This is a genomic window from Streptomyces violascens, assembly GCF_014649955.1.
GTDB lineage: Bacteria > Actinomycetota > Actinomycetes > Streptomycetales > Streptomycetaceae > Streptomyces > Streptomyces violascens.
The window spans coordinates 404,813-416,574 of record NZ_BMUA01000002.1 but is presented as its reverse complement, the minus strand read 5'-3'; the positions used below and the strand labels follow the sequence as shown (position 1 = coordinate 416,574).

The following is an 11,762-nucleotide window of genomic DNA, read 5'->3' as shown; positions in this document are numbered from 1 at the left end:
CCCACCTGCCATCCGGAGAAGAAGATCATGAGTTCCCGCAACAGCCAGGCCAACAAGGCTGCCGCCCGCGAGCGGCTGCGAGCGGAGCGCGAGCGCGAGGCCAAGAAGGCCAAGACCCGTCGCCAGATCATCGTGGCCGCGTCCGTCGTCGGCGTCCTCGCCCTCGCGGGCGGCGCCAGCTACGCGATCATGCAGGCCATGAAGCCCACCGCGTGGGAGGCCGCCAAGGACAAGACGCTGGTGAAGCCCGCCAACTCGGGCAGCGACGGCACGACCGTCGTCATCGGCAAGGCCGACGCGAAGAAGACCCTCGAACTGTACGAGGACCCGCGCTGCCCGATCTGCTCGCAGTTCGAGCAGGCCGTCGGCCCGACGATCAAGAAGGACGTCGACGCGGGCAAGTACAAGATCCAGTTCATCGGCGCCACGTTCATCGACAACGGCAGCCCGGGCACCGGCTCGAAGACGGCGCTGAGCGCGCTCGGCGCGGCGCTGAACGTCAGCCCCGAGGCGTTCCTGGAGTACAAGTCGGCGCTCTACTCGGCCAAGTTCCACCCCGAGGAGACCACCGACAAGTTCAACAGCCGCGACTACCTGATCGAGATCGCCGACACCGTTCCGGCGCTCAAGGGCAACGCGGCCTTCGACAAGGCGGTCAAGGACGGCACCTACGACAAGTGGGCGCTGGTCATGTCGGACAAGTTCAACAGCAGCGGCGTCACCGGCACGCCCACGCTGAAGATGAACGGCAAGAAGGTCACCGCGGAGGGCTCGGAGAACGCGCCGATGGACACGGCCTCCTTCTCGGCCGCGATCGACAAGGCGCTCAAGGGCTGATCCCCTGACGGCCGTCGAACGGGCCGTGCGAACCTCCGGGTCCGCACGGCCCGTTCGGCGTTCCTGTGCCCTTACGCGCCGGCCAGGCTGTCGAGGAATCCCAGCGCGGTGCGCCAGGTCTGCTCGGCGGCCGCCTCGTCGTAGTCGGGCAGCTGCGGGTCGGTGTAGAGGTGGCCGGCGCCCGGGTAGCGGTAGATCTCCACGTCCGCGCCGGCCCGCTGCATCTGGAGGTACCAGGAATTGAGCCAGTCACCCGACTCGAACGGGTCCGGGTCGGCGACGTGCAGCTGGACGGGCAGCTCGTCCACGGCCGTGTTCTCGGCCATGTCCGAGGTGCCGTGGAGCAGCAGCAGTCCGCGGGCCTTCTCGTCGCCGAGCGCCAGGGTCTGCGCGATGGACCCGCCGAGCGAGAACCCGGCGTAGACGAGACCCCGCTCGGAGTACGGGGCGGCGGCGAGAATGGCTCGTTTCAGAAGCTCGTCCTTGCCGATCTCGTCCTTGAGCTCCCTGCCCTCCTCGACGGTCTGCGCGGTGCGGCCTTCGTACAGGTCGGGGACGTGCACCTCGTGGCCGGCGGCCCGCAGCCGCTCCGCCGCCTCCTGTACAGCGGGACGCAGACCGAAGACCGAATGGAAAAGCATGATGTTCATGGGGCCATCGTGCCAGTTACGGTCGAAGGCATGGAGAACGTGCTGCGTCCCTTGATCGTCATCGGCGGCTCGGTCGTGCTCACGCTGGTGGTGGCGTGGCTGGCCGACCGGCTGCTGCGCAGAGTCGACGCCCGGCACCGCGAGACCCCGCTGTGGGACCTGCTGCGCCGCTGCCGCATACCCCTGCGCCTCGTCCTGCTCACCGCGATATTGCGCGGCTCCTACGACGAGATCGAGTGGGCGCCGGTGCAGGACCACGAGGCGGGTCTGGGCCAGCTCCTCACGCTGGTCCTGATCGGCGCGAGCGCCTGGCTGGTGGTGCGGATCGCCACGGCCGTCGTGGAGTCCTCATACACCCGTTACGCGGCCTCGACCCGCGATCCTGCCCGGGTCCGCCGGGTCCGCACCCAGGTCACGCTCATCCAGCGGGTGGTCAGCGCGATCGTGGCCGTGGTGGCCGTCGCCTCGATGCTGCTCACCTTCCCCGCGATGCGCACGGCGGGGACCTCCCTGCTGGCCTCGGCGGGCATCCTGGGCATCGTCGCCGGTGTGGCGGCGCAGTCCACCCTCGGCAACCTCTTCGCGGGGCTCCAGATCGCCTTCGGCGACATGGTGCGGATCGGCGACACGGTGGTGGTGGACGGGGAGTGGGGCGTCGTCGAGGAGATCACGCTGACCTTCCTCGCGGTACGCACCTGGGACGAGCGCCGCCTGACCATGCCGGTCTCGTACTTCACCAGCAAGCCCTTCCAGAACTGGTCCCGCGGCGGCGCCCAGATGACCGGCACGGTCTTCTTCCACCTGGACCACTCGGCCCCGCTCCCCCTGATGCGCGAACGCCTCGCCCTGATCCTCAAGGAGTGCCCGGCCTGGGACGGCCGCGACTTCTCCCTGGCGGTGACGGACACGACCCCGTCGACGATCCAGGTACGGGCAACGGTGACGGCGAAGGACGCGGACGACATCTGGACGGTCAGGGTGACGGTGAGGGAGCAGATGGTGGCGTGGCTGCACGCGGAACATCCGTACGCGCTGCCAAGGATCACGACCCAGGGCCAGCCCCCGCCCCCTCCACAGGACTGACCCTCCTTGGCTCCCCGGCCATGGGCAGGCGTTCCGCACAGCGGAACGGGTGGGCACAACGGACCACGGCCCGCAGACGAAAAAGGGGGATCCGGGGGCGAAGCCCCCAGGTGGGGGGGTCCGGGGCGAAGCCCCGAGGAACCCCGGCTCACTTCAGGCTGCGCACATCCAGCTGCCGCAGCACCCTGTCCACGATCTCCGGGTCGGCTCCGGGCTCGCTGCGCGCCGACAGCACCTCGTGCCGGGCCGCGGACATCATCTCGCGCTGAATCCGCTGCACCGCCCGGATCCGCTGCACCCGCTTCGCGTATGCCTCGCGCCGCTCCTCGTCGACCATGTCGGGACTGATCCGCGCCCCCACGTCGTACGCCCGCCGCTGCAACTGCTCCATGACGTCCTCGGGCAGCTCCTCGAACTCCTCGATCTCCTTGAGGCGCCGCTTCGCGGCCTTCGCGGCGCGGATCGCGAGGTCCCGCTCCAGGCCTCGCTCGGCGTCCGTGTCGGCCCGTACTCCGAGCTTCCTGACCAGCCAGGGCAGGGTGAGCCCCTGGAAGACCAGGGTGGTCATGATCACGGCGAAGGCGATGAAGACGATCTCGTCGCGGCCGGGGAAGGGCGAGCCGTCGTCGGTCTTCAGCGGGATGGCGAGCGCGAGGGCCACCGAGGCCACACCGCGCATCCCGGCCCACCACATGACGATGGTCTCCCGCCAGGACGTGGGGATCTCCTCGTCGTAGTCGCGCTTGGTGTGCAGCCGCTTGGCGAGCCAGGTCGCCGGGAGCAGCCACAGGAGCCGTACGCCCACGACGACGCCGACCACGGCCGCCGCCCAGGCGAACATGTGCAGTTCGCGGCCGGTCGCGGTGCCGAACACGTTGTGGAGTTCGAGCCCGATGAGGCCGAACGCGACGCCGGTGACCAGGGTGTCGACAATTTGCCAGAACGTGGCCCCGGCGAGCCGGCCCTGTACGTCGTCGGCATCCATCGTGTGCTCGGCGAGGAAAAGGGCCACGGTCAGCACGGCGAGGACCCCGGAGCCGCCGAACTCCTCGGCCAGTACGTAGCCGACGAACGGGACCAGGAGGGTGAGGCCGATTTGGAGGGTGGGGTCGCCGAGCAGCCCCATCAGCTTGTTGGCGGCCCAGCCGAGGGCGAGGCCGACGAGGACGGCGACCACGGCGGACAGCACGAGCTCCCCGGCCGCCGACGCCCACGAGAAGCTCCCGCTCACGGTCGCCGCGATCGCCACGTGGTAGAGCACGATCGCGGTGACGTCGTTGAACAGGCCCTCGCCCTCCAGGATCGACACCAGGCGGCGCGGAAGGCCGAGCGAGCCCGCCACCGCCGTCGCCGCGACCGGGTCGGGCGGTGCGACGAGCGCGCCGAGCGCGACGGCCGCGGCGATCGGCAGCCCCGGCACGATGGAGCCCGCGACGGCCGCGACGGCGGCCGTGGTCACGAAGACGAGTGCCACGGCGAGCAGGAAGATCGGCCGGACGTTGGCCGTGAACTGACGCCAGGACGTGCGCTGTACGGAGGCGTAGAGCAGCGGCGGAAGGACCAGCGGAAGGATGAACTCCGGCGAGATGTCCACGTTCGGCACGAACGGAAGCAGCGCCATCACGATCCCGCCGATCGTCATGAGCACCGGCGCGGGCAGCCCGAGGCGGTCCCCCAGCGGGACCGTGACCACCGCGCCGAGGAGGAGCACGAGCAGCAGGGCCAGCTGATCCACGGATGCCCTCCGGGGCGGTGCGGGCCTGGACGGCCTGGACGATCAAGGCCTCCAGCGTGCCACGCAACCCGCCCCAACCGCCCATCGGGGGCCAAAGCGCCCGGAGGACGGTGCTACGGGAGCGCCCGCCGCATCGCGCGGTGCTCGATCCCCGCGTCCTGGAACTCCGGGCCGTACGCCTCGTACCCGAGCCGCTCGTAGAAGCCCAGGGCCTGCGTCTGCGCGTGCAGGTCGACCGCGGTCAGACCGCGTTCACGGGCGGCTTCCTCGATGGCGCGCACCAGGGCCGCGCCGACGCCCAGCCCGCGGGCCGCCGAGGTGACCGCGAGCCGGCCGAGCGAGCCCGTGTCCGCGTCCCCGGTCTTGTGCAGCACACCGGGCCCGTACAGGAGCCGCCCGGTGCCGAGCGGCCCCTGGTCGCCCTCGGCGAGGACGTGCAGGGCGCTCGCGTCGTACGCGTCGTACTCCACGTCCTCGGGCACCTGCTGCTCGACGACGAACACCTGCTTGCGCACGGCGAAGCAGGCCTCGCGGTCGGCGGCGTCCTCGGCGATGCGGACCCGGTAGGAGGTCACTCGCTCTCGGCCCGGATCGTGTCGAGGGCGTACTGGAGGTCCTGCGGGTACTGGCTCTCGAACTCGACCCACTCGCCGTCGGAGGGGTGCTCGAAGCCGAGGCGCACCGCGTGCAGCCACTGGCGCGTCAGCTTGAGGCGCTTGGCGATGGTGGGGTCGGCACCGTAGGTGAGGTCGCCGACGCAGGGGTGGCGGTGGGCCGACATGTGCACGCGGATCTGGTGCGTGCGGCCCGTCTCCAGCTTGATGTCGAGCAGCGAGGCGGCACGGAACGCCTCGATCAGGTCGTAGTGCGTGACCGACGCCTTGCCCTCGGCGGTCACGGCCCACTTGTAGTCGTGGTTGGGGTGGCGCCCGATCGGGGCGTCGATGGTGCCGCTCATCGGGTCCGGGTGGCCCTGGACGAGCGCGTGGTAGCGCTTGTCGACGACCCGCTCGCGGAACTGCGCCTTGAGCGAGGTGTACGCCCGCTCGGACTTGGCGACGACCATCAGGCCGGAGGTGCCGACGTCGAGGCGGTGCACGATGCCCTGGCGCTCGGCGGCGCCGGAGGTGGAGATGCGGTAGCCGGCCGCGGCGAGGCCGCCGATGACCGTGGTGCCCGTCCAGCCCGGGCTCGGGTGGGCGGCGACGCCCACCGGCTTCATGATCACGACAATGTCGTCGTCGTCGTGGACGATCTCCATGCCCTCGACGGGTTCGGCGACGATCTGGACCGGAGCCGCCGCCTGCGGCATCTCGACCTCCAGCCAGGCCCCGCCGTGCACCCGCTCGGACTTGCCGACCACGGCGCCGTCGACCTGGACCTTCCCCGCCGCGGCAAGCTCGGCCGCCTTGGTACGGGAAAACCCGAACATGCGGGAGATGGCGGCGTCGACGCGCTCGCCTTCGAGGCCGTCGGGAACGGGCAGGGTGCGGATCTCGGGAATCGTGCTCACCCGTCGAGTATGCCTTGCCCCACCGACATCCCCCGCCGCGCGTCCGGCGGCCGGGCTTTGGGGGCGGGCGCTCAGTCCTTGTGGACGGAGCCGTCCGGGTCGAGGCCGCGGAAGGACAGGATCACGATCAGGATGCCGCCGCACACGATCGCGGAGTCGGCCAGGTTGAAGACCGCGAAGCCCTTGGGGGCGATGAAGTCGACGACCGCGCCCTCGAAAATGCCGGGCGAGCGGAAGATCCGGTCGGTGAGATTGCCGAGCGCGCCGCCGAGCAGCAGGCCGAGCGCGATCGCCCACGGCAGGCTGTAGAGCTTGCGCGCGAGCCGCGCGATCACCACGATCACGGTCGCCGCGATGATCGTGAAGATCACCGTGAACGCCTCGCCGATCCCGAAGGCGGCGCCCGCGTTCCTGATCGCGTTCAGCTGGAGCAGATCACCGATGACCTTGATCGGCTCGTGGTGCTCCAGCCTGGCCACCACGAGCATCTTGCTGCCGAGGTCCAGAAGGTAGGCGAAGAGCGCCACCGCGAACAGCACGGCGATCTTCCGCTTGCCCTTCGGCTGCTCGGCAGGGGCCGCCTGCCCGTCGGCCCCTTCCACCTCCGGCGTACCGATGATGCGCTCCGCCTCTGCCACGTGAGTCCCTCAACCGACTAGGTGCCTGACTGAGCACGAGGGTACGGCACACCTGTACGGACTCAGCCCCGCCGTTCCTGCTTCTGCTTGTCCTCCACGCACAGGGTGGCGCGCGGGAACGCCTGCATCCGGGCCTTTCCGATCGGCTTCCCGCAGACCTCGCAGTAGCCGTACGTCCCGGCGTCCAGGCGCTCCAGGGCGTGCTCGGTCTGCTCCAGGGTCTCGCGGGCGTTGGCGGCGAGCGCCATCTCGTGCTCGCGGGTGATGTTCTTGGTCCCGGTGTCGGCGTCGTCGTCGCCCGCGCCGTCGCCGGAGTCGCGCATCAGGCCCGCCAGCGCCGCCTCCGAGGCCTCGATCTCGCTGCGCAGCCGCAGCACCTCGCTGGACAGCTCGTTACGGGCCTCGGCGACCTCCGCCGGGGTCCACGGGTCCTCGCCGGGCCGGACCGGAAGCTCCCCCGGGGCGGTCGTGGCGACGGCACGGGCCGCCGGCACCGCCGACGCCGCGGCGGCCCTCGCCGCCGTTGCCCCTCCCGCAGTCTTCTTCGCAACCACCTTTTTGGCTCCCGTCTCTTCCGCGGCCGCAGCCGCCCCCTGGGCCGCGGTCGCGGCCTTCTTGGCGCCCGCCCCGGCCGACTTCGCCGGCGCCGTCTTGTCGGTCGCCTTGTCGGACGCGACCCGCGCCGTCCCGGTTGCCTTGCCGGCCGCGGCCTTCTTGGCGACGGCCTTTTTCGCGGCCTTTTTCGCGGCCTTTTTCGCGGCCTTCTTGGCGGCCTTCTTGGCGGGCTCCGCCTTGGCCGACTCCTCGGCGGCCGCCTCCTCGGCCTCGGCTGCCCTCGTCGCATCAGTTCTGGCGGTCTTGGCGGTCTTGGCGGTCTTGGCACCAGCGGTCTTCTTCGCCGCGGCCTTCTTGGCGGCGGTGCTCTTCTTCCCGTCCGTGTCCTTGGCCGCCGAGCCCTTGGTGGCGCCTGCGGCAGCACGTGTGGCACTGGCTCTTGTGGACGCCGTTGTGGTCTCTACGGCGGTCTTCTTCGCCACCATGGCCGCGGCCCCTTCACATATTGTGATCTTGCTCGCGAATCGTGCTGGGACGATAAATCGACCCCAGGCCCGCGGCAACGGGGCACGCCGCCGGTTCGCCCCGCCCCGGACCGGCGGCAAGACGAACCTGCAACCGTTGTGCCCAGCTCCCGGCCCGGTAATCCGCCGGACGGGCGGAGCGGGACTCCGCCGGGGTCCGTATGGCCATTCGGGTCACGTACGCGCCCTTCGCCACGGGTCCGCCGAAAACCGGTCGGCCGCCCTTCGCCGGGCCCCGTACACTGGCCCCAGCGAGAGGCGTGGACGGGACGAGTAGCGGCGTACGCAGCCAAGAGCGATCCGGGGACGGTGTGAGCCCGGAGGCGAGCGCGCGGTGAAGATCACCCCCGAGCCGCCGGAAGAAAGACTCCCCACCAGGAGTCCGGTAGAACCGGCTTCGCGACCCCAATGAGGGGGCGGTGTTCCGCACACCGCCAAGGAGGGTGGTACCGCGGGAGCGCCCCACGAGGGCAGGCTCTCGTCCCTCCGACGGAACCGCACGACGATCCGCCGGAGGATGAACGGATGTCGCAGTACCGCCAGGTGCCCGCCCAGGTAGACCTGCCCGCCCTCGAGCACGCCGTGCTCGACTTCTGGGAGCAGTCCAAGGTCTTCGCCAAGAGCCTCGAACAGTCCGAGGGCCGCCCCGAGTGGGTCTTCTACGAGGGCCCGCCCACCGCCAACGGCATGCCGGGCGCCCACCACATCGAGGCCCGCGTCTTCAAGGACGTCTTCCCCCGCTTCCGCACGATGCAGGGCTACCACGTGGCCCGCAAGGCCGGCTGGGACTGCCACGGCCTGCCCGTCGAGCTGGCGGTCGAGAAGGAGCTCGGCTTCAACGGCAAGAAGGACATCGAGGCGTACGGCATCGCCGAGTTCAACGCCAAGTGCCGCGAGTCCGTGACCCGCCACACCGACGCCTTCGCCGACCTCACGACCCGGATGGGCTACTGGGTCGACCTGGACGACGCGTACCGCACCATGGACCCGCAGTACGTCGAGTCCGTGTGGTGGTCCCTGAAGGAGATCTTCAACAAGGGCCTGCTCACCCAGGACCACCGCGTGGCCCCCTGGTGCCCGCGCTGCGGCACGGGCCTCTCGGACCACGAGCTGGCGCAGGGCTACGAGACGGTCGTCGACCCCTCGGTCTTCGTCCGCTTCCCGCTCACCGGCGGCCCCCTCGCGGGCGAGGCGGCCCTCCTGGTGTGGACGACGACCCCGTGGACCCTGGTGTCCAACACGGCGGTCGCGGCCCACCCCGAGGTGACGTACGTCGTCGCGACGAACGGCGAGGAGAAGCTCGTCGTGGCCGAGCCGCTCCTGGAGAAGGCGCTCGGCGAAGGCTGGTCGGTGACCGGCCGGAGCTTCACGGGCAAGGAGATGGAGCGCTGGACCTACCAGCGCCCCTTCGAGCTGGTCGAGTTCCCGGCCCCGGCCCACTACGTCGTCAACGCCGAGTACGTGACGACCGAGGACGGTACCGGTCTGGTCCACCAGTCCCCCGCCTTCGGCGCCGACGACCTCCTGGTCTGCAAGGCGTACGGGCTGCCGGTCGTGAACCCGGTCCGCCCCGACGGCACCTTCGAGGAGGACGTTCCGCTGGTCGGCGGCGTCTTCTTCAAGAAGGCCGACGAGAAGCTGACGGAGGACCTGAAGGAGCGCGGCCTCCTCTTCCGCCACGTCCCGTACGAGCACAGCTACCCGCACTGCTGGCGCTGTCACACCGCGCTGCTCTACTACGCGCAGCCGTCCTGGTACATCCGCACCACCGCCGTCAAGGACGCGATGCTGCGGGAGAACGAGAAGACCAACTGGTTCCCCGACTCGGTCAAGGAAGGCCGCTTCGGCGACTGGCTGAAGAACAACATCGACTGGGCGCTGTCCCGCAACCGCTACTGGGGCACCCCGCTGCCCATCTGGCGCTGCGAGGAGGGCCACCTGACGTGCGTGGGCTCCCGCGCGGAGCTGACCGAGCTGACGGGCACGGACCAGTCGGCCCTGGACCCGCACCGCCCGTACATCGACGAGGTGACGTTCACCTGCACCGACGAGGGCTGCTCCCTCGAAGCGGTGCGCGTGCCCGAGGTCATCGACGCCTGGTACGACTCGGGTTCGATGCCGTTCGCCCAGTACGGCTACCCGCACCGGAACAAGGAGCTCTTCGAGTCCCGCTACCCGGCGCAGTTCATCAGCGAGGCCATCGACCAGACGCGTGGCTGGTTCTACACGCTGATGGCCGTGGGCACCCTGGTCTTCGACAAGTCCAGTTACGAGAACGTCGTGTGCCTGGGCCACATCCTGGCCGAGGACGGCCGCAAGATGTCCAAGCACCTCGGCAACACCCTCCAGCCGATCCCCCTGATGGACCAGCACGGCGCCGACGCGGTGCGCTGGTTCATGGCGGCCGGCGGCTCCCCGTGGGCCGCGCGCCGGGTGGGCCACGGCACGATCCAGGAGGTCGTGCGCAAGACGCTCCTGACGTACTGGAACACGATCGCCTTCCAGGCCCTGTACGCCCGTACGTCCGGCTGGGCGCCCAGCGCGGCGGACCCGGCCCCGGCCGACCGCACGGTCCTGGACCGCTGGCTGCTGAGCGAGCTCAACTCCCTGGTGGAGGGCGTCACTTCGGCCCTGGAGTCGTACGACACCCAGAAGGCGGGCAAACTGCTGTCCTCCTTCGTCGACGACCTCTCCAACTGGTACGTACGCCGCTCGCGCCGCCGCTTCTGGCAGGGCGACAAGGCCGCGCTGCGCACCCTGCACGACGTGGTCGAGGCGGTCACCCGCCTGATGGCCCCGCTGACGCCGTTCATCACCGAGCGCGTCTGGCAGGACATGGTGGTGCCGGTGACCCCGGACGCGCCGGAGTCCGTCCACCTCACGTCCTGGCCGAAGGCGGACACGGCGGCGATCGACCCGGCGCTTTCGCAGCAGATGGCGCTGGTACGCCGCCTGGTGGAGCTGGGCCGGGCGACGCGCGCGGAGTCGGGCGTCAAGACGCGCCAGCCGCTGTCGCGGGCCCTGGTCGCGGTGACGGGCTTCGAAACCCTCTCGCCCGAACTGCACGCACAGATCACGGAGGAGCTGAACGTCTCCTCCCTGGCCTCCCTCTCCGAGGTGGGCGGCTCGCTGGTCGACACCACGGCGAAGGCCAACTTCCGGGCGCTCGGCAAGCGGTTCGGCAAGGGCGTGCAGGACGTGGCGAAGGCGGTGGCGGCGGCCGACGCGGCGGCCCTGTCCGCCTCGCTGCGCGACACGGGCACGGCGTCGGTCGAGGTCAACGGCGAGTCCGTGTCGCTGGCCCCCGACGAGGTCATCATCACCGAGACCCCGCGCGAGGGCTGGTCGGTGGCCTCGGACTCCGGCGCGACGGTCGCCCTCGACCTGGAGATCACCCCGGAACTGCGCCTCGCGGGCCTGGCCCGTGACGCGATCCGGCTGATCCAGGAGGCGCGCAAGAACAGCGGGCTCGACGTGGCGGACCGGATCGCGGTGCGCTGGGAGTCCACGGACCCGGAGGTCTCCTCGGCCCTGACGGCCCACGCGGGCCTGATCGCCGAGGAGGTCCTGGCGACGGACTACGCGGCGGGGTCTGCCGACGCCACGTACGGCTCCGCCTTCACGGACGAGCCCCTGAGCCTGACGTTCCGCCTCCGCAAGGCATAGCGGCCCCTCACACCGATGGCCCGCCCCCGGAACCCCGGGGGCGGGCCATCGCGTTTTCCTCCCGAGACCCTCCGGGGGTGTCGGTGCGGCACAGCGGGTCGTCTCCTGGGCTGCGGCCCCCGGACCCCGTTCGCGCCTGAAGGGCGCTCTCGTCCTCAAACGCCGGACGGCTTGAAGATGCGGCGCCGGCCGGGATCAACCCCGCAAGGGGCGCGGGGAACTGCGCGACCAGCCACGCACGGTCCGCACCCGACCACCCGCATATTCAGCCCCTCCGGCGTTCGAGGAGCGGGGGCCCGGGGGCAGCGCCCCGGCAATGGACCTCAGCCCACCCCCACCCCCGGAGGGCTGAGGGAAGGGGCGGGGAGGGGCAGACGGGATCTGGGGCAGAGCCCCGGCGCAGCCCTCCGAGCCGCACCCCGCCGCAGGCGCCCGGCGCCCGCAGCCCGCCGGCCGCCCCGCCCGCCCGGGGCACGGCAGAGGGCCGGCACCAGGGGAAACCCCGGTACCGGCCCTCGCAGCCTGCCGACGGCTACGCGTGGGTCACACGCGCAGACCCCG

9 protein-coding genes are annotated in these 11,762 nt (G+C 70.9%); 3 read left to right on the top strand and 6 right to left on the bottom strand.

Annotated elements, in window-relative coordinates; genetic code table 11:
- The first annotated feature begins 27 nt into the window (after positions 1-27).
- Entirely contained in the window at positions 28-837 is an 810-nt protein-coding gene (locus IE206_RS06985; RefSeq protein WP_189961122.1) for a thioredoxin domain-containing protein, read from the top strand.
- A 71-nt stretch (positions 838-908) separates the two neighbouring features.
- Here IE206_RS06985 and IE206_RS06980 read toward each other — a convergent pair whose 3' ends face one another.
- Complete coding sequence (locus IE206_RS06980; RefSeq protein WP_189961121.1) at positions 909-1,487, bottom strand: dienelactone hydrolase family protein; 579 nt, start codon at positions 1,485-1,487, stop codon at positions 909-911.
- 30 nt (positions 1,488-1,517) lie between these two features.
- Here IE206_RS06980 and IE206_RS06975 point away from each other — a divergent pair, with 30 nt between their 5' ends.
- On the top strand, positions 1,518-2,570 hold the full coding sequence (locus IE206_RS06975) for a mechanosensitive ion channel family protein (protein ID WP_189961120.1): 1,053 nt from the start codon (positions 1,518-1,520) through the stop codon (positions 2,568-2,570).
- Between the two features lie 148 nt (positions 2,571-2,718).
- On the opposite strand, the gene IE206_RS06970 is transcribed toward IE206_RS06975, so the two are convergent.
- From IE206_RS06970 to IE206_RS06950, 5 genes are all read right to left on the bottom strand, one after another.
- Positions 2,719-4,305, bottom strand: a complete 1,587-nt coding sequence (locus tag IE206_RS06970; RefSeq protein ID WP_189961119.1) for a Na+/H+ antiporter — start codon at positions 4,303-4,305, stop codon at positions 2,719-2,721.
- 113 nt (positions 4,306-4,418) lie between these two features.
- Positions 4,419-4,880, bottom strand: a complete 462-nt coding sequence (locus IE206_RS06965; RefSeq protein ID WP_189961118.1) for a GNAT family N-acetyltransferase — start codon at positions 4,878-4,880, stop codon at positions 4,419-4,421.
- Entirely contained in the window at positions 4,877-5,818 is a 942-nt protein-coding gene (locus tag IE206_RS06960; RefSeq protein WP_189961117.1) for an RluA family pseudouridine synthase, read from the bottom strand. Before IE206_RS06960 ends, IE206_RS06965 begins: the two co-directional genes overlap by 4 nt.
- Positions 5,819-5,889: 71 nt before the next feature.
- Positions 5,890-6,456 carry a signal peptidase II gene (gene lspA, locus IE206_RS06955; protein ID WP_189961116.1) on the bottom strand — a complete coding sequence of 189 codons (567 nt, stop codon included), beginning with the start codon at positions 6,454-6,456 and terminating at the stop codon, positions 5,890-5,892.
- 62 nt (positions 6,457-6,518) lie between these two features.
- Entirely contained in the window at positions 6,519-7,496 is a 978-nt protein-coding gene (locus tag IE206_RS06950) for a TraR/DksA family transcriptional regulator (protein ID WP_189961115.1), read from the bottom strand.
- Between the two features lie 564 nt (positions 7,497-8,060).
- On the opposite strand from IE206_RS06950, the gene ileS reads away from it, so the two are divergent.
- Positions 8,061-11,201, top strand: a complete 3,141-nt coding sequence (gene ileS, locus IE206_RS06945) for an isoleucine--tRNA ligase (protein WP_189961114.1) — start codon at positions 8,061-8,063, stop codon at positions 11,199-11,201.
- Positions 11,202-11,762: the final 561 nt, after the last annotated feature.